At 69.9% G+C, this 18,640-nt stretch carries 14 protein-coding genes; 7 read left to right on the top strand and 7 right to left on the bottom strand.

Translation table 11 applies throughout. The features are described 5' to 3' along the window. From VM681_07240 to VM681_07225, 4 genes are all read right to left on the bottom strand, one after another. Nucleotides 1–1,064 (bottom strand): FAD-dependent oxidoreductase (locus VM681_07240; protein HVL87777.1); only part of this gene is annotated, 1,064 nt, incomplete at its 3' end. 54 nt (nt 1,065–1,118) lie between these two features. Beyond that, nucleotides 1,119–3,713 carry a M1 family aminopeptidase gene (locus VM681_07235; GenBank protein ID HVL87776.1) on the bottom strand — a complete coding sequence of 865 codons (2,595 nt, stop codon included), beginning with the start codon at nt 3,711–3,713 and terminating at the stop codon, nt 1,119–1,121. A gap of 37 nt (nt 3,714–3,750) precedes the next feature. Further along, complete coding sequence (locus tag VM681_07230; GenBank protein ID HVL87775.1) at nt 3,751–4,695, bottom strand: rhomboid family intramembrane serine protease; 945 nt, start codon at nt 4,693–4,695, stop codon at nt 3,751–3,753. A 124-nt stretch (nt 4,696–4,819) separates the two neighbouring features. Beyond that, on the bottom strand, nt 4,820–5,770 hold the full coding sequence (locus VM681_07225; protein HVL87774.1) for a rhomboid family intramembrane serine protease: 951 nt from the start codon (nt 5,768–5,770) through the stop codon (nt 4,820–4,822). 243 nt (nt 5,771–6,013) lie between these two features. On the opposite strand from VM681_07225, the gene VM681_07220 reads away from it, so the two are divergent. Both VM681_07220 and mtnA read left to right on the top strand, forming a co-directional pair. Further along, nucleotides 6,014–6,589, top strand: coding sequence for a class II aldolase/adducin family protein (locus tag VM681_07220; GenBank protein HVL87773.1), 576 nt, complete (start codon nt 6,014–6,016; stop codon nt 6,587–6,589). A gap of 6 nt (nt 6,590–6,595) precedes the next feature. Then, nucleotides 6,596–7,624 carry an S-methyl-5-thioribose-1-phosphate isomerase gene (gene mtnA, locus VM681_07215; GenBank protein ID HVL87772.1) on the top strand — a complete coding sequence of 343 codons (1,029 nt, stop codon included), beginning with the start codon at nt 6,596–6,598 and terminating at the stop codon, nt 7,622–7,624. On the opposite strand, the gene VM681_07210 is transcribed toward mtnA, so the two are convergent. After that, nucleotides 7,605–8,066 carry a MarR family transcriptional regulator gene (locus VM681_07210; GenBank protein HVL87771.1) on the bottom strand — a complete coding sequence of 154 codons (462 nt, stop codon included), beginning with the start codon at nt 8,064–8,066 and terminating at the stop codon, nt 7,605–7,607. The genes mtnA and VM681_07210 overlap by 20 nt on opposite strands. Nucleotides 8,067–8,262: 196 nt before the next feature. Between VM681_07210 and VM681_07205 the strand changes: the two genes are divergently transcribed. Beyond that, nucleotides 8,263–8,898, top strand: a complete 636-nt coding sequence (locus VM681_07205; GenBank protein ID HVL87770.1) for a HisA/HisF-related TIM barrel protein — start codon at nt 8,263–8,265, stop codon at nt 8,896–8,898. Nucleotides 8,899–8,902: 4 nt separating this feature from the next. Beyond that, a complete protein-coding gene (locus VM681_07200) occupies nt 8,903–9,367 on the top strand; it encodes a DUF2240 family protein (GenBank protein HVL87769.1) in 465 nt (154 codons plus the stop codon). Here the strand turns inward: VM681_07200 and VM681_07195 are convergent. Beyond that, nucleotides 9,364–10,623: a tripartite tricarboxylate transporter permease gene (locus VM681_07195; protein HVL87768.1), complete on the bottom strand. Its 1,260-nt coding sequence runs from the start codon at nt 10,621–10,623 to the stop codon at nt 9,364–9,366. The genes VM681_07200 and VM681_07195 overlap by 4 nt on opposite strands. Continuing rightward, nucleotides 10,613–10,978: a hypothetical protein gene (locus VM681_07190; GenBank protein ID HVL87767.1), complete on the bottom strand. Its 366-nt coding sequence runs from the start codon at nt 10,976–10,978 to the stop codon at nt 10,613–10,615. Before VM681_07190 ends, VM681_07195 begins: the two co-directional genes overlap by 11 nt. A gap of 39 nt (nt 10,979–11,017) precedes the next feature. Between VM681_07190 and VM681_07185 the strand changes: the two genes are divergently transcribed. The 3 genes from VM681_07185 to VM681_07175 all read left to right on the top strand — a co-directional run. Then, nucleotides 11,018–11,833 (top strand): ATP-dependent Clp protease proteolytic subunit, encoded by an 816-nt coding sequence (locus tag VM681_07185; protein ID HVL87766.1) that lies wholly within the window; start codon nt 11,018–11,020, stop codon nt 11,831–11,833. A 20-nt stretch (nt 11,834–11,853) separates the two neighbouring features. After that, nucleotides 11,854–12,333: a TlpA disulfide reductase family protein gene (locus VM681_07180; protein HVL87765.1), complete on the top strand. Its 480-nt coding sequence runs from the start codon at nt 11,854–11,856 to the stop codon at nt 12,331–12,333. Nucleotides 12,334–12,431: 98 nt separating this feature from the next. Further along, nucleotides 12,432–18,640, top strand: a 6,209-nt coding sequence (locus VM681_07175) for a hypothetical protein (protein HVL87764.1), incomplete at its 3' end; no start/stop codon positions are given.

Here is an 18,640-nt window from a genome sequence, read left to right as displayed (position 1 = left end):
CGCTTGTAGTCCGTGTCCGAGTACTTGCGCTCGATGTCCGACTCGCCAAGCACGTTGCCCACCGAGCCCACCATGAAGTCGAAGTGGTTGATGCTGTAGGTGTCGACGAAGCGGTACTCCACGTTCTGGCCGAGCATGTTGAGCGCGGCAACCTCGCCGCTTTTCTTCGCGTTGGCCCACGACCCGTGCATGGCGATGCGCTCGGCGATGACGTCGTAGAACTGCACGATGTCGCCGGCCGCGTAGACGTCGGGAACGCTCGTCTGCAGGAACGAGTCGGTCAGGACGCCCTCGCCCCGCTTGATGCGCGTGCCGGCGAGGATGCGGGTGTTCATGTTGAGGCCCACGGCCACGCCCGCGATCGAGCAGGGGAAGAGCTCCCCCGATTCGGTGCGGACGCCCGCGACGCGGCCCGCGGCGTCGTGTTCGAAGGCGACGGGCGTCTGGTGGAACACGCACGCGACGCCCTTCTCGGCAAGCGCTTTCTCCACGATCTCGCTTCCCGCCTTGCTGATGCCCTCGCGCCACCAGCGGTTGCCCCGCATGAGATAGTTGCACTTCACGCCGTTGACGCCAAGCACGACGGCGATGTCGATGCCAAGGAGACCGGCGCCGATGGCGATGCCGGGCTTGCCCGCGTTGGCAAGCGCGTCCGCCCGCAGGTGGCGCGCGTCCACGAAGGTCCAGAACTTGTGGATGCCCTCGGCGTCGTTTCCGGGGACCGGCAGGCGCTTGGGCGTTCCCCCGGTGGCGATAAGGAGCTTCGTGTAGGGAAACTGCCGGCGGTCCTCGGTGATCACGACCTTGTTCTGATCGTCGATGTTGCGCGCCTGCGTGTGCAGGTGAAGCTCGACGTTGTTCTTGTCGTAGAAGGCGAGGTCGTGGATCTTCACCTTCTCCTCGGCCGCGTTGCCCTTGGCGAAATCCTTGATGGCGACCCGGTTGTACAGGGGCTCGCCCTCGTCCGTGAGGATCGTGATCGGGTCGTCCGTGTGCTTGCGCAAGGTCACGGCGGCCGTGGCGCCGGCGATGCCGTCGCCCAGGATGAGATAGCGCTCCGCCATCCGGGTACCGTGGGTGGAAAGGGGGACCCGTATATGAGCGTTCGCGGGTGGCGCCTAGCGGCTCGGTTTCGCGCGTGCCCGGCGGCGACGGGTGCGCGGAGACCCGTCGTCCTTCGCCGCGCGCTCGTGGGAGAGCGCCTGCCGGCCCGCAAGCTCGTTCACCCGGGCCTTGAGCGCGCGCACCTCGTCGCGAAGCTCCTCGAGATCGCGCCGAACGCGCGCCCGGTCGGCCTTCCGGTCCGCCCGCTCGGCGTGCTCGCGGGACGCGTTGCGGGCCGCCGCGCGGACAAGACCGATCACCTCCGCCCGCGCGGCCCGCCGCAGCTCCGCGGCGGCGGCCGCGTCGTCCACGCGGCCGAGGACCTCCACGGCGGCCCGGCGCACCTGGTGCATCGGATCGCGGGCCAGCTCAACGAGGGACTCCAGGATCGCGGCCCGCTCGGCCTCGACGTGCTCCCAGAGGTTCGCAAGCGCCGTGATCGCCGCCGCGCGCACGACCGTTTCCCGGCCCGGCGCGGCGTGCCGGCGCGCGAGCGCGACGGCCCGCCGTTCCCGCGTCTGTCCGAGGCCCAGCAGGGCGCCGGCCGTGATCACGTGGTTGTGCCCGCGGCGGGGCAACGAGGAACGCAGAAGCTCGAAGGCGGCGGGTTGGCGCGTGGCGCCGGCCGAGGACAGCGCGGACGCGACGACGTAGTCGCTTGCGTCCGACGTGGCCACGCGGGCCGCCTGGCGGAACCCTTCCGGCGTGCGGAAGCTTCCAAGACCGCCCGCGGCCGCCCGCCGCACGCGCGGGTCCTTGTCCGCAAACGCGGCGCGCAACGCCCTCAGCGCATCCGGGGTCGCCATCGAGCACAACGCCTTGGCCGCGGCCGCCCGCACCCCCCAGCACGGGTCGCCGGCAAGCGCGCTCTCGAGCGCGTGCGTGGCCTTCTCGTCGCCGGGGAAGTCGCCGAGCTTCTCGGCGGCCGTCATTCGGACCCACGCGGTGGGGCCCTTGGATAGGACGGCGATGCGCTCGTCGCGCGGGCGCTCGCCCTTTTGCACGTGCAGAACGCGGCCGTCCGGATCGAACTCCACGAACTCGGGCCGACGCGAAGCGGGCAGCAGGAAGACGTGCTCGCGATCGGTGATCTCGACGCGCTCGCGCTGCGGCGTCCCGGCGAAAACGAGGACGTCAGCCGAAAAGCGGAACAGCGGCGTCTGGGGGTCGGTCTGCGTCACCTTCTGGACCTGGCGCACGGTGAGCGCAACGACCTTCCGTTCGGGCTCGTACTTCCAGGAAACTTCGAGCTCGGGGTGCCCAGCCTTGTGGATCCATTGGCGGAAGAAGCCGTCGAGGTTGCGCCCCGTCGCCTCCTCGATGGCCGCGCGCAGGTCGTTCGTCTCGACGTTGCCGCCCTCGTGGCTTCGCACGTAGTGGCGCACCGACGCCCGGAAAGCCTCGTCGCCGAGAACCCCGCGTAGCGTGTGTAGGACCCACGCCGCCTTCGGATACAGGTGCCGGTCGAAGACGTCCTCGGCGTCCACGAACACGTTTGTCGCGATGGCCCGCCGGTACTTCCCCGCGTCCTCCTCGAGGTAGGCTCGCAGGTTCTCGCGCATGCGCACGCCAAGCTCGTCGGCACCAAACGCGTGCTCGTGCCAAAGCGCGTCGAAGTAGGTTGCAAACCCCTCGTTGAGCCACGCGTGCTCCCAGCTCTTGCACGTGAGAAGATCGCCAAACCACTGGTGCGCCGCCTCGTGCGCGACGAGGCCGTCCGGATCGACGTCGACGCGGTGGCGCTCGTCGCAAAGGTACCGTTCGTTGAGCGTCGTGATGCCGGTGTTCTCCATGCCGCCCCACATGAAGTCCACGAGCACGGCCTGGTCGTACTTCTCGTACGGATAGGCGCGGCCGGTGTACTCGCCGAAGAATGCCAGGATGTCCGGCGTGTTGCGGCAGAGGACCTCCGCGCGTCGTCCCTCGCCCTTTCGAGCGAGGTAGCGGAGGGGAACGTCGCCTGCCGCGGCGCGGACCTCGTCGAACTCGCCGGCCACGACGCAGACGAGGTAGGCCGGGTGCGGAACCTTGTGGAGCCAATGCCAGGTCCGCGTGCGTGCGCGCTTGTCGTGCGTCGTCGACACGAGGCGTCCGTTCGACACGACAAGGAAACGGTCCTTCGCCGTCGCCACGACCTCGGAGGTCATCTTGTCGCTGGGGTGGTCCACGACGGGGAACCAATGGCGCGAATCCTCCGCCTGGCCTTGGCTCCACACCTGCCAGGGCTTGCGAGGGTGCGCCTTCGACGGTCGGATGAAATGCAGGCCCGTCCTTGGCTTCGCGCGGTAGGAGACGCGCAGCGCGAAGGCCTTCTCCGCCGGCCGGGGGAGCTCCACGCGCAGCGAGCCGGGAAGGACTTCGAAGGCGACCTCCTTGTCGTCGGCCTCGACCGAACGCACGTCGAGGTCGACGGCGTCGAGCACGACCTCGCGCGTGGGCACGATGGGCCGAAGCGAAAGCGTGGCCGATCCCTCCACCGCGCCCTCGACCTCGTCGATCGCAAGCTCGAGGCGCAGGTGGGTCACGTCGAACGACTTGCTCGGCGCCTCGTGTTCGCGCGCGCCGGCCGTGGCGAACCGCTTGTACGGATTCTCCTCGTCGAGCGTCATGCCGTCGGCGCCGGTACGGGCCGTCGACGGGATAAAGTCACCGCGCGGGCGGCGCCAGGCGCTCCACGTGCTCGTGGAGGGGCGTTGCGGCGGCGGGAGCGCGGAGACGCCGCGCGGCGCCCCGGAGCTTGCGGACGATCCGGCGCGCCGCGCGCAGGGGATCGTAGCCCGCCTGCGCGGCGCGCATGGCGACAAAGCCCGCGCCAAGCGCCGCGACGTGCGTGAGGTTCGCCGCGCGGCTGACCGGACCCACCGAGACAAGGGGCGTCGTGGAGATGACGTCCACCGCGACGAACACGATCGCGACGACCCACAGGGGGGACCGCACGAAGAAGAACGGAATGCGGTCGCGCGGGCACGCCGCGACGGCGGCGCCGGCGAGCGCGAGGATTCCGCCCGAGCTTCCAAGCGCGTAGCCGTGGAAGAGGGCGTTTTGGGCAAGAAACGCCGTCGCCGAGCCGAGCAGGAACAGGACGGCCGTGCCCCGACGGCCCAGGCGCAATTCCACCGGCCCCACGAAGAAGTACAGGAACGCGCACGAGGCCGCAAGGTGCGCGAGGCTTGCGTGCACGAAGGCGCCCGTCGCAAGCGTCCAAGGCTTCTGGAAGACGCCCTCGAGGCCGGGTCCTGCCGCAAGCGCGCCGGTGATGGCGCCCGAGAGCGCTTCGGCCGGCTCGCCCACGGCGGCCCACAGCACGAGGCCGCCTAGCACCTGCAGCGCAAAGCCGGCGCACACGAGGAGCAGGAGGGCAAAGGAGATCGACCGTCGGGCGTCGGAGAGCACCTCCTGCGCGGCGGCGCGAACGGCAAGCGCCATCGACCGCGCAGGCGCCGGGGGGAGCGTCGTGACCCGAAGCGGCGCGGTACAAGGCTCCCCGCAGGCGTGCGAGCCCGCGTGCGAGGGACACAGCCGGAGCCGGCACTCGCGGCAGATCGTCGGGACGAAGCGGCCGTTGCCGCAGACGTCGCAGATGCCTTCCAAGCCAAACCCGGTCGATCCAGTGGTCGGGCGCAACCTAAGCTGCGGGGAAAGGGCGTTTCCGCAACGCACAAGTACGAACGGTTGAAGGGTGCCGCCGCGTTCCTGCGCAATTGCGCAGGAAACATCAGTACCGTTGCCACGGGCTTCGGTCGCGCTCGCGCAGGAAAATGCCGCGCGTGCGCAGCTGCCACCCGTACGCGGCGCCGGCGGCAAGACCGACGACGTGGGCGATCACGGCGACGCCGCCGCCGGCAAGCGAGAGGAGGAACGTCGCCAGCAGCACGAGGCCGGCCAAGACCCACATGGGCATCGGAAGGATGCCAAACAAGTGGATCTGGCGGTAGGGGGCAAGGACGGCGATGCAGGCGAGGAACGCGAGCACGCCGGCCGAGGCGCCCACCACGATTCCACCTCCAAGCGCCGCTTCGGCGACGGCGCCGCCCACGCCCGCCCCGAGGAAGAACAGGATCGTCCGACGGTCCCCGATGCGGCTTTCCACCCACGGCCCGAAGAAGAACAGGACGAGCGCGTTGAAGAAGAGGTGGTACAGCGCGCCGATCGTGGAGGGCGGCGATCCGTGCAGGAAGAGGCTCGTGAGGGGAGCCCACGGCTTCTCGAGGAGGCTTCCGGCCCCGGGACCTGCTCCAAACACTCGGACGACCTGGTCCACGCCGCAAAGGGCCGAGCCGGAGGCCGAAACGACCCGGCCGTCGGTGGGGCAAACGCCCGGCGCGCCGGTCGCCAGACCCCAAAGCGCGCCGCCCACCCACTGCAGGAGGAAGCCGATGACGATGAGGACAAGGAGCGTGGACGTGGCCGAGCGCGTCACGAAGGCGCGCGCCCGGCCGAGCGCCCGGCGATGGGTTGGCACGTGGCGGCCGGCCGGGGCCATCTCCCGCTCGCGGCGCGAGGGCAACGAGGGACGATCCTCCCGGACGCGCGTTCGCCAATCGGCGAGGCCCGGGCACTCGTGCGTCTCGGGGATGCGGTGCTCGGCGCAGAAGGCGTCGCCGCAGAAACGGCATTTGAACGGGAGGAACTCGCCCGTCCCGCACCGTTTGCAAACGCCGCGCACGAGGGCTCGTAGGCCCGAGGGTTCCAAAAGCCTTTCCGAACGCCGGCCTTCCAGGGCATCGTCGCGCGCGTGAGCGCGCGAGCGGGCACCGGCATACGAGAGCCCCAGATAACGCTTTCCCCGTGCGGAAGACCGAACATGCGACGGCCGCGCGCAGGCCCGCCCGCGCGTCTTTTTGGCTTGCGGGCAACGCTTAAGACCCGTTGGCCCTTTGGCCGCCCTAGCCAAGGACCGGGGAAGCGAATGGGCGTCGAGCTTTCACCTCGCAAATTCCGCACGTTCTTCGTCGGCAACGAGCCCAGCCGGAACCCCCTTGTGCCCAAGCTTGCGGCTCTTGCCCGCGAGTTTGGCGAAGCGGGCATGGCAAACGGCCTTGGAAGCGTGAGCGCGCGCTACGGCAAGCGCATCGTCATCAACCGCGCCGGGTCGGTCTTCGCGAGCATGGAGGAGCCCGACTTCGTCGAGGTCGTCGACTACGACGCGCAGCGCAACCGTCTCATGTGCATGGGCACGCAGGAGCCGTGCTTCGAGGCGGGCCTGCACTGGCTGCTCTACGACACGCACGAGGAGTTCCACGGCGTTCTCCATTTCGACGACCCGGCCATCCTCAAGGCGCAGAAGAAGACGGGAATGTTCCCCGAGACGCGCGAGATGCGTCCGCCGGGCTCCCTCGAATGGACGATGGAGGCCATCAAGATCGTCCGGAAGGCGCCCTTCTTCCTTCTCAAGAACCACGGCTGCTTCGCCGTGGGGCCCACGCTCGACGAGGCCCGTGAACTCGCCATCGAAGCCCACGAGGCCGCGATGGAGGAGATCTAGCGCCGCATGCGCGTGCTCCTCAACGGCCGCCCGCGCGAGCTTCGCGCGCTCTGGTGGGAGCGCGAAGCGTTGCGGGTCCTCGACCAGCGGCTCCTGCCGCGGCGGGTTGAGCTGCGGGACCTTCGCACCGTGGAGGAGGTCGCCTCGGCGATCGCGGACATGACCGTCCGGGGCGCGCCCACGATCGGCGCGGCGGCCGCCTTTGGAATGGCCCTTGGCGCAGCCGACCCCGAGCGGGCGTCCTCGATCCTCCGCGCCACGCGGCCGACGGCCGTCAACCTTGCCCACGGAGTCGAGCACGTCCACGAAGCGATCCGACGCGGCGAGGATCCACTGGCCGCCGCGCAGGCGTACGCCGACGGCGTCGTGGAGGCCTGCCGGCGCATCGGCGAGGCCGGGCTTCCGCTCGTGAAGGACGGAGCCCGCATCCTTACGCACTGCAACGCCGGCGCGCTTGCCACGGTGGACCTCGGCACGGCGACGGCGCCGCTTCGGCTGGCCGCGCGGCAGGGTCGCCGGTTCTCGGTCCTCTGCGACGAGACGCGGCCCCGGCTGCAGGGCCACCTCACGGCCTGGGAGCTTCTCAACGAGGGCATCGACGCGCGCGTCGTGGCCGACAACGCCGCCGGGTGGTTCCTCTCGCGCAGCGAGGTCGACCTCGTCATCGTCGGCGCCGACCGGGTGGCCCAGAACGGCGACGTGGCCAACAAGATCGGCACGTACGAGAAGGCCGTGCTCGCGCGCGAGCACGGGGTCCCGTTCTACGTGGCGCTGCCGGCGAGCACCTACGATCCGGCCACGCCGTCGGGCGCCGGCATCGCGATCGAGGAGCGCGACGAGTCGGAGGTGCTCGAGTTGGCAGGCGTCCGCGTGGCGCCCGAGGGGGTCCGGGCCCACAACCCGGCGTTCGACGTCACGCCCGCCAAGTACGTGACGGGCTACCTGACGGAGCGGGGACTGCTCATGGCAAAGGAGCTCCCGTCGCTTTCCGCGGCCAAACCGCGTTCCCCGCCGCCTAGCGGAAGGCGCGCCTGAACCGCGGGCTCACGAAAAGCTGCTGGCCGTCGGGGCCGTTCCGCCGCGTCACCACTCCCTGCGACCGCAGCTTCTTCACGTGGTAGGAGACCGTGCTCTTGGCAAGCTTGAGGCGCTGGGCCAACGTCTCTCCGTTGATGCCGGGGTGGCGAAGGATCGCCTGCACGATCTTGCGCAGGGCCGGGTGGCGGGCGACGAGAAGCGGCGCAAGCTCGCGACGCGACCGGCGGCCCGGCTTGAACAGGCGAAGCGTGCGGCCGTCCTTCACGATCTGCACGGCCCCCTCGGCCGCCAGGATGTGCGCGTGGTAGTTGATCGTGGACTGGTCGAAGCCGAGCCGGCGCGCGATCTCGCTCACGCCCACGCCGGGGTTCCGGAGAACCTCCTTGCGGACGCGCGCGCGAACCGCGCCGAACGCGCCGCGTTGTCCCTTGCGTGGCATCGACCCACCGCCGTCCCGAGGAAATGCCGCCACTTGGTTCGCCCATCACTCATCATGCGATCAGGGATGCGTTCTTCCTCATCGTGGCGAGCAACCCGAGTATGATATCCTTTGGGATAAGGATGACGGTCGCCCGGCGGGCCGCCGGACGTGCCCGACCGCGGGGCTTATGCGGGCGACCACCGTTGCGCCCCGCATGCAGCTTGTTCCTGCCGCCCACGTTCGGCGCGGCCGCCTCACCGACGCCGGCGGCGCCTCGCTTCCGCCCGGCTCCGAGGAGCGCTTGGCCCAGGCGGCCGGCGACGGGCCGGCGTACCTCGTCGACCTCGAAGGCCTGTCGCGCAACCGGCCCGACGTGGAATTCCTGCAGCGCTGGACCCGGCGGCGGCCCGCGTGGGCCGACACGGGGGCGGGTACGCTTCCCGACGTCGCCGACTCCCTGGTCGCAGGCGCCGAGCGCGTCACCGTCCGTTGGAGCCGCTTGCCGGACGGGGAGAGCGATCTGCTGGACATCACGGAGGCGTCCGATTCGGTGGTGCTGGGGCTCGAGTTCGAAGGGCGTTTCGTCGCCAATCGCGCCGACGCGCGGGATCTCCGCGGCGCGCTCGCGCTCGCCTCCGAACTGTCGCTTCCGGTGCTCGTGATCGACCTCGCGCGTGCGGGCAAGCGCGCAGGGGTCGACGCGGCAATCGCGAACGAGGTGGCTTCGCTTCACGCGGGGGAGCGGTGGTTTGCTGGCGGCGTCCGCGACGCAAGCGACGCCGCGCGCCTGCAGGAGATGGGGTACGCAGGCGCGATCGCCTCGGCACTCCTGGACGGCCCCCTCCGGTGAGCCCATGGTCGATCCGCGCGTGCTTGCCGCCGCCTTCCGACGAAAGGGCGCCGACGCCCTGTCGCGGGTCCACCTCAAGCACGTGCTGAGCCTCGACCTTGGGTGGTTCACTCCGGCGCAGGCGAAGGTCCTCCTCGACGACGCGGTCCGCGAGGGCCTGCTCGCGGAGCTCGGCGAGACGCTCCGTCCGACCTTCGATCTTGCGAGCATCGAGGTCCCCGCCGGGTGGCGACCGGCGGACCCCGCCGCGTCCGGACCACCGGAGACGGGGCCCGCCTCGCAGGTGGAGGCGCCCGACCTTGCAAGCGAGGTGCAGGCCGTGCAGGCGCTCTGCGGCGGACGGCTTCTTCCCAAGACGGCCCTGGCCGTGGCGGCCTACCGCAAGGCCGTCCTCTCCCCCTCCCTTCTGGAGGAGGCGCGGCGCGAGATCGCGCAAGCGCAGGCAAAGCCCCCGGCGCCGGGGCGCTAGGCGAGCCACGAGAGCACGGGCGCCATCGTCGCTCCAAGAAGGTGGGTCCGGCGAAGGCCAAGCTTCCAGGGAAGCAGACCCACGAGCGTTGCGACGGCCAGCAGAGCCAGCGCGGGAAGGCCCCCGAAGGCAAAGCACAGGCCGGCCACAAAGGCGGCCACGCAAAGACTGGCGGAGCGATGCGGCAGGGCACGGAGCCGCCGCCAGGCGGTCCTTGCCAGGGGCGGCGCGACCACGGAACCGACAAGAAGACCCACCGTCGCCGACGCCAGGAACGAAAGCGCAAGGGCGGACGGAAGGACGTGCGACCACGTCTCGGGCGCGAGCACGCGCTCGACCACGAGCATGGCGCCCGAGCGGGCGCGCGCCACGAGGACGAAGGCGAGCACGGTAAAGAGCGCGCCTGCCGAGGCGGCCGCCGCCGTCGCGACGATGGCTTGCTCGGGGCGGGCGGCGCGGCGTGCGGTGAGCGCAAGGATCGCCGCCACGCCTGCCGTCGTGCCCGGAAGGATCGCAAGCGCGCTTGCGAACAACGCCCCAAGCCCGCCCGAGCGCGCCGTGTCGCCGCGCGCTTCGGCCACGGGCCAGTCCTTCTGTGGAGGCGGCGGCGGACCCGAGGCCGAGAGCAGGAGTCCCGGAAGGCCAAAGAGGCCGGAGAGGAGCGGAAGGAGCGTGCCCTCTCCCGCGTTCACGACAGGGTCCAACGGCCAGCGCAGGGCGCCAAAGCCGAGCAGGGCCGACAGGAGAAAGACAAGAGCCGCTGCGCCCACGCCCTTGGCCCGGGATCCGCCGATCGTTCGCGTCTCGGTGCCCACCACGACGGCGGCCACCGCAAGGAGAACCCACGGCGTCGCCGCCGAGAGGGCGCCTCCCGGAACGGCCGCGCGCAGGAAAAGGAGGAAGGCCGGCAGCAACGCAAGCGCGCACCCAAAGCCCACGAGGCAACCGAGCACGGCAAGCTCGACGGCCTCGAGCCCGCGGCCCTCGCGAAGCAACCGGTGCGCCGGAAGCGCCGACGCGGCGGCCTCGACCTCGGGAGCCCCGACGAGCGTGGCCGGCACGAAGCTCACGACCGTATGCGAAAGCGAAAGCGCGACGAGCAGGCACGTGAACGAAGGCGCGGCCTCGCCGCCGGCGGATGCGACAAGGGGCAGCAGCAGGACCGCCAAGGTGTTGGCGTGAAGCCCGGGAACGAGTCCCGTCGCGACGCCAAGCGCAGCGCCCGCAAGAGCGGCCGCCGCAAGCTCAGGCGGCAGGCCGGATCACCACGACGTCCTGGGCTTCCGCGAAGAACACGATTCCGCGCGCGGACCGGGACGGCGTGCCGACGGCGCGAACCAAATCGCCTTTCTCGGCCGCCGTGTCGCCTCGGGCGAGCAGAACCGTCGAGGCGTCGTCGGCCACGAGCCGCAACGCCGCGCCGTGCGTTGTCGTCGTCACCGACCCCACCGTTGCGACGATCGCCACGCGGCGTCCTTCGTGCAACGGCAGGTCGGACAAGGACACGGGCGGGGGAGGAACCCCTGAAGGCAGCACGTGGAGCAGCGCGAGGGCCGGAAGGCAGAGGGCAAGGAGCGTGGCGGCGCGCACGCGGGCCGACGGCTCGGGCATCGAAATAACGATTATCCGGAGGTCCCGTCACGGGGCGCCATGGTCGACCTCTCGGACCCGCTCACCATCCTCGGGTGGGCCCTCCTCGCGCTGCTGGTCCTCGCCCTTGCCACCCCGCGTCTTGCGGCCCGGCGGTTCCTCCGCCGGCGTCGGAGGATCCTTCGCGCGCTCGAGGAGGAATCGGGCGCCACGGTGCTCACGCTTGTTCACGGCAAGGGGCCGCTGTCTCTGTTTGGCTGGCCCATCTACACGATGATCGACATGGACGACGCCGAAGCCCTTCTCCGCGCGATCCGGCGGGTCGGCCCCGACCGGCCCCTCGACGTCGTCGTGCACACGCCGGGGGGCCAGTACCACGCCGCCCTGCAGATCGCGCGCGCTCTCTCCCACCACAAGGCGCGCGTCCGCGTCCTTGTTCCCCACTACGCCATGTCCGGCGGAACGCTCATCGCCCTTGGCGCCGACGAGATCGTCATGGACCCCGACGCCGTCATGGGCGCCGTCGATCCCCAAGTCGGCGACCTCCTGCGCGGGTGGCACTCGACCACGAGCTGGGTCAAGATCGCGCGCGAGAAAGGCAAGGACGCCGACGACGCGACGCTTGCGCTTGCCGACGTGAGCGAGAAGCTCCTTGCCGGCACGCGCCAGGCCGTGCTCGACCTCGTGAAGGACAAGGTGCCGCAGCCCGAGACGCTCGTGGCGCGGCTCGTGCAGGGCGGCTACGCGCACGCGTATCCTCTCTCGCCCGCCCAGATGAAGGACCTCGGCCTTCCGGTCCGCACCGACCTTTCGCCCCGCGTGCACGATCTTCTCGCGCTCTACCGCGGGCCGCGGCGAGGGATGGTGGAACCCTGAACGCGCGACTCTGGCTCGCCTTGGTCCTCTTTTCCGCGCCCCCGCTTGCCGGCTGCATGGGCGGAGCACCGCGCGACACCGGCTCCGGCCCGGTCGCGTGGTCCTTCGCGGACACGGAGGGCAACGTGCACTCGAACGCCACCGCCGCGGGAGAGCCCGCCCTCCTCTTCTTCATGGCCTCGTGGTGCGGAACCTGCCGCGGCAAGACGCCCATGCTCGCGCGCGTGCACGCCGATTGGAGCCATCGGGCGAGCTTCTACTCGATCGCGTTCGACGGCTCCGACAATCGCGAAACGCTCGAACGATGGAAGCGTCAGAACGCGAATCCCTGGCCGCACGGGACGGACGCAGGCTTCGCCGTGCAACGGGCCTTTGGCATCACGTCCCAATCAAGCGTGGTCGTCATCGGACCCGACGGCACGATCGTGCAGAAATGGGGCTACGGCACGGCCGACGAGGGCGGCCTGCGCGCCGCTCTCACGCGCGCCTCCGCGGGGTAGGAGCGAGCGGCCGCACGTCGTTTGTTCCATGAACCGGTTCGAGTCCGTACAGGAAGTTCGGAAAAGGGCCACGACGGCCCAAGCCCGCTTCCTGTCGAATGAAACACAACCGGGCATGGGACCGGCGGCGGTCGCGCGGGTTTGCCGTCGCCGCCGTGCTCGTCCTGCTGGGCTCCCAGTTGCCCGCCCCGGCCGGCGCGCTTGCCGACCCGGCGTTGCCGACGTTTGCACCCGCCTTGCTCCCGCTCCCGATCGGACTTGACGGCCCGGCCGCGCGGGTCCTTGGCTCCCTGGGCTCACTCTTCGACCACTCGGCCTACGTGCTTGGAATCTCGGGCATCCCGCCCCCGCCTCCCGCGCCGCAATCGTTTGCCGCCGGCATGCGCGCGTTGCTCTCCGAGCTTGGCGTGCCATTGTCCGTGGAGGACGAGCTTGCCATCCAGCAGTTCGCGCAACGGCTGTTGCCCCGCCAAGACGCCGCCTTCGGCGCTCTCTTGGGATCCCTGCGCGACCGGCACGCGCTTGCAGGCGAAATCTTCGACGGCGCAAACGAGCTCGACGAGAGCGCAAGCGCGCGGCTGTTGAAGGCCCAGCAGGCGGTTGCGCAGTACGCGGGCCTGCTCGCCGCCGAGCTCCTGTCGAATCCGCCCTCGCGCACCGCCGGCGCGTCGCCGCCGCTGCCGGTGCTTGGAAACTGCGACTGGGGCGTGCTCGTCGACCTCAACGAACACGACAACGTGCACGCGTGCCACTACGCCTTCCAGCTCGACTTCGGCGGAGACGACACGTACGCCAACAACGCCGGCGGAGCGTGGGGCGGCCTGCGGTCCGCCTTTGCCATGGACCTTCTGGGCAACGACCGGTACGTCGGCTCGGATTCGGTTGGGCCTTTCCGCCGCGTCCTCGAAGGGGAAGCACGCTCACGCGACGTCGGATGCGCCAACCAGCCGCGGCACGTCGAGGGCGCAAGCGGGAGCGAGGCGCTGCTCCTGCACATGGGCCTTTGCGCCGCCGAGTGGGACGTGGTCCTCGACGCGCCGGCGACCAGCCTGCACGTTGCGACAATGAGCGCCCATTGCCCCGAATGGCTCGAATGGCGCCTTGCCGTCCGCAGCCAAGGATCCGAAGCAACGCACGCGGCCACGCGCTGCCAAGCGCTGCCGGCCGGGGATGCCTGGGAAGTGCCCCTCTCGGAGCCCCTCATGCCTGGCCTTCACACGTTTCGCTTGCAATGGCGCTCGCCGGAAACGGCGTGGGCCGTGGAGCGTTTCGTCGACTACCTCGCGCTCGAAGGCCCTGCCAGTCCCCGCCGCGCGCACGCCGGAAGCGGCGTGGACGCCGCCGGGGGGCTCCTCGACGTCTTTGGCGACGATCGCTACGAGGCTCGCATGGGCGAGCGGGCCGCGACGGCCGGAAGCGCCGTTCACGGAACGGGTTTCCTTCTGGACCTGTTTGGAAACGACGCGTACGACGCCGCCGTGGGAGAAAGCGCCGCGCACGGAAGCGTCCTTGGCCAAGGCGTCGCGCTTCTCGCGGACGTCTTTGGCGACGACGTGTACCGCTCCGTCGGCCCGCCCGACCGCGCCTCCGCGCTCAACGGAGCCGCCGTGATTCCCGCGCTCGACGTTTCGTGGAGCCTTGCGCCGTTTGGCCCTTCGGGCCAAAACCAAACGGCGATCGCCGTCTTGCAAGACTTCCGCGGAAACGACCGATACGTGGACGACACCGGCGCCTGCACGGCGTATTGCGGCGCGACCAACGGCGCCTCGAACGCCGGAGCGCGCCACCAGACCGGGACGGCTTTGGCTGGATGGCACCCGGGTCCGACGGGCGCAAGCGTCAGCCTGACGGCGGCTTACGCCGCGCTCGTCGACCAGGGCGGCAACGACTGGTACGAAGTGCGATGCAAGGCGCTCTCCCAGCGCAACGGCGAAGGCGGACTGCTCTACGATGCGCAAGGACAGGACGTCTACCTCACGACCTGCAGCGCGCTTGGCGGCGACGTCGGCGGACCGCTTGGCCGATCGTCCGCGTATCAAGGACGATTTTGGGGCGCCGGCGTGCCTGCGGGCACGATCACGCACGTTTGCCTTCACGCCCAAACGCTTGGAAGGGACACCATCGTCTTGCGGCCCGACGTGGGAACCGCACCGATCCACGCCCTCGTCGTCGACGCAACCCGGTCCCACGCGTGGAATTGCGCCTCGACCTCGATCCCTTGGAGCCACGAGTCCCTGTTCGTCCACAAGCGCACGGCGAACGTTTCCGTGAGCCTCGCGGGCGCGGCCGACCTCGACGGCTCGAAAGGAACCGTGAGCGACGACGCCGGCGCGACGTGGCGGAACGTGTCGGACCGTCCCGCCTTCAAGATCGTCTTCGAGGTCCCGCCCGAACCCAAGCTCGACGCCGGAAACGACCGTCTCCTTGGCTTGCGAACGCCCGCTTCGGAGGCGTCGTGGTTCGTCACGCCGCCGCGCAGAGCAGCCGACGCCACCGAGGCCTGCGCCGCGTTGCCTACGTATCAATACGTCGGCACGCGTTGCACCGACGACGTCCCCGGCACCCTGCGCGAGGCCGAGCGCTGCGTCGCGCTCCTCACGAGCCTTTCCGAAGAGAGGGCGTGGGGCTGTGCCAGCCGAACGTGGGAAAACCGGGGAATCCACCTGGACGGTGCGTGGGACCCGCCGTACCTTAAGCCGCCCGAGGCGGAAAGCCTCGTGGGCGTCGATGGCGCCCGCGTCGCCTGGGTGGGCGAGGGCATGCTCCTTGCGCGAAACGTCCTGTCGCAGACGGTCCTTCCCTTGATTGGAGCCGGCAACATCACGGGGGCGGCCGTGCGGGGGCACCGCGTCGTGTGGAAAGATGCGGAGATAGTGCACGCTTTCGATGGGGCAACCGGCGCGAGCAAGATGCTGGGGCGAGGATTCGACTGGGGAAGCGAAGTGGCCCAAATCGACGTCGGCGGCCGGTACGCCGTTTGGGAAGATTTCGGCAACATGACGGACGCTTCTCCATACGCTCCGTGCATCCACGTCTACGATTTCCACGAGAATCGTTTGCGAGAGTGCGCCGATCGCGGGTGGAGCCCGCGCGTCTCGGGCCACCGCCTCGTCAGCACAAGCGGCGCGGTATCCTTGACAAGCGGCCTTCGAACCCCCTGGCCCCTCTCGTCCTGGCCAACGAGCTTTGCCATCGACGGCGATCTCGTCGCGTGGTGCTGCGAGTCGTTCTATTACAGCTGGAGCGGGGAAGCATGGTACGGCGTCGTGGCCATGGATCTTGCCGACCCCTCGCGGCGCATCTTGATGGTAGGCGAAGCGACACCGGGATGGACGGAAGTCGCCGTAAGCGGCAACCTCGTGTTCTGGAACAAGCCGGCGGCCTGGGCCTTTGGTTCCAACAGCGGTACGATGGCGATCGTGGCTCGCGACCTAAGCCACGTACGGTACGATCCCCTCGCATGCTCGAACCATTGGGACCTGTGGAGGGGAGGCACGTCGTCCCTGTGCCCACTGGGAACCTACGATGCCACGCTGCGGCGGGAAACCGGCTGGAGGCCGGGTTTGCTCGTCCCCGTCGGGGGTGCCGAGATCCAAGTCAGCACGCCCTTGGTCTCCACGCACGCGGTGTCGCCTCGGGCGTCGGGAAATGTGGTCGCGTGGCAGCAGTGCGACTTCCTGGCGCACAGCTACCATCGCCAGATTTCGACCTGCGGCTCACCGCCCGCTGAGTGCGCCGGCCTGCAGCCGCAAGATCCACACGATCGGGCCCACTGGTGGGAGATGGGGTGCGCGTCGAAGCCCATCGTGTTCTACGCCAATCTCTTCCGCGACAACGCCGATCCCCTACGGGCCTTCGACGTGGCCGAGTGCTTCCGCGGCGCCTCCCCAAAGAGCGCGTTTGAGCACCTCATGCACAACCAGGTGGGCGCGCCGGATCTGGACGCCGACGGCCTTGGAGACTGCTGGCAGCAGTTCTACCGCGCGACCCTGGGGCAGGCCGTCGACGCGGCAAGCGACCTCGACTGCGACGAGCTCAACAACCTCGAGGAGTTCCGCTGGCAGACGATTCCCCTCTATGACGCGCCGCCCTGCGCCTGGGCGCGGAACCTGCCCGGCGCCGTCCTGTTCGAGAACGGGCGAGACCTCGATCTCGACGGGCTTTGGGACGGCCACGAAGCGCGCTACATCGAGCGCGTCAACGACGGGGACGCGCTGCGCGTGAAAGACCTGCTCGGGGCGGCGTCCGACCCGCAGGGCGCGCTGCTTCTGGCGCTCTACCACCCGTTGAAGGACCACGACACCGACGGCGACGGATTGCGCGACATCGACGATCCCAACGGCGACAGCCGCCTATCGACCGACAATCCCCGCGCGACGGACACGCTTTCCGACGGTGTCGAGGTCCACGTGTACGACACGCTGCCTGACCGGGGCGACAGCGACTGCGGCATGGACGCGCCCGTCTGCTACGGCAGCGCGTGGATGATCCGAAAGCACGAGCCGCGCATTTCCGGCGACCGCGGGACTGGCGACGGCTTCAGCGACTCGCGCGAGGCGTACTTCTCGCTCGTCGAAAGCGGGCTTGGCACGATCTTCTTCCGCGAGACGGGCTCCACGAATCCGTTTGTTCCCGTGCAAGAAGACGAGATCGACAACGTCCTCCTGGACCCCGACTCGGACGGCGACGGCCTGCAAGACGGATTCGAGTGCCTCCTCACCCACGCCGCACGCGAGGGTCTTGGCTTGCCGCACTGGCACGATCGGAGCCTGTTGGGTCCGCCCATGGAGTCGTGCGATCCCGCGTGGCCCGATCCTGCGCCCGAGGACGTGGTCCACCCTGGTCTGCCGCCCTTCTGGCCGATCTGGCGCGGGCTCGTGACGGAGTTCCACGCCGACTTCTGCCCCAGCCCGTACAACCCGGACAGCGACTACGACGAATTCGGCGACGGACTCGAGCTCGACGCGACGACCAATCCTTGCGACCCCGACACCGACGGCGACCTCATGCCCGACGGGTGGGAAGCGCGCTTTGGCCTGAATCCCTTGGATCCGTCGGACGCGTCCCTTGACCGGGACGGCGACGGGCTCCCAAGCGTCGCGGAATACTGTTTTCCCTGGGATCCGACGACGCCGGACGGCCGCGCGGTTTGCCGGGAACGCACGCGCGAGACGACCACGCTCAAGTTGGGCGTGTACTGGGACGGGCTTGACCCGTCGCGTCCGGACACCGACAACGACGGCCTTTGCGACGGCGGCCCAACGGAGCAGCACCCCGCGCCTTCGTGCGCAATCCTCGTGCCCGGCGACTTCCGCGGCGAACGCGACCACGGCACGAACCCCAAGGATCCGGACACGGACGGTGACGGATTGCCCGACGGGTACGAGTCGTACCACGGGCTTGCGCCGCTTGATCCAAGCGACGCTCTGCGGGACGACGACGAAGACAGCTACGCGAGCGCGTACCACGGCGTCGACCTGGCCTGGACCAACCTTCGTGAATACTGCTACGGGCGAACGTGGTGGCCGTGGGCATGGCCCGGCGGGGGATGCGACGCCGCCACGCGCGACTACGTGCTCGAACACGGCGTGCATTGGAACGGAACGAACCCGCGCGCTGACGACACCGACGCCGATTGCGCGCTCGACGGGTGGGAAACGCACTGGAACCTCGATCCACGGCACCGCGAGATCGATGTGGACCCGGACCGGGACGGCCTTTCCAACTGCGACGAGTTCCACGCCGACACAAAACCCCGCCTGCCGGACACGGACGGGGACGGCATCTGCGACGGCGGCTTCGGCTGGAACTGCGTGCGCGACAGCGTCCGCAACCGGCCCGGAGAGGCCACCTATGGCACCGATCCCCTACGCCGCGACACCGACCGGGACGGTTGGGACGATGGCCCCGAGGCTGCGTACTGGGACCCGCTTGGGACCGGCGACGTCGGCGACTGCGACCTCGACGGCGACAACAATCTGCTTAGCTGGGACAGCGACGGCGACGGCTTGCGCGACGCCGACGAGCGCCAGGCTATCGAACCAAGCGACCCGTGCAAGCCGGACACCGACGGAGACGGCCTCGACGACGGCTTCGAGCGCCGCGGCTGGCTCATCGTGTGGCAAGGATCGCCTCTCAACGTGACGACTCATCCCGGTCTCGTCGATACGGATGGGGACGGGCACAGCGACTACCAGGAATGGCAGGACGGCTCCCATCCGCGCAAGGCAAACTCCTACGGCCCGCCTCCTCCCCCGCCTTCCGCGCGCCCGCCGCGACTGCCCCCGGGCACCACGCCGACGCACAC

The sequence above is a fragment of the Candidatus Thermoplasmatota archaeon genome, from assembly GCA_035541015.1.
GTDB lineage: Archaea > Thermoplasmatota > SW-10-69-26 > JACQPN01 > JAIVGT01 > DATLFM01.
The sequence above is the reverse complement of the archived record's forward strand: the minus strand, read 5'-3'. Positions and strand labels throughout refer to the sequence as shown.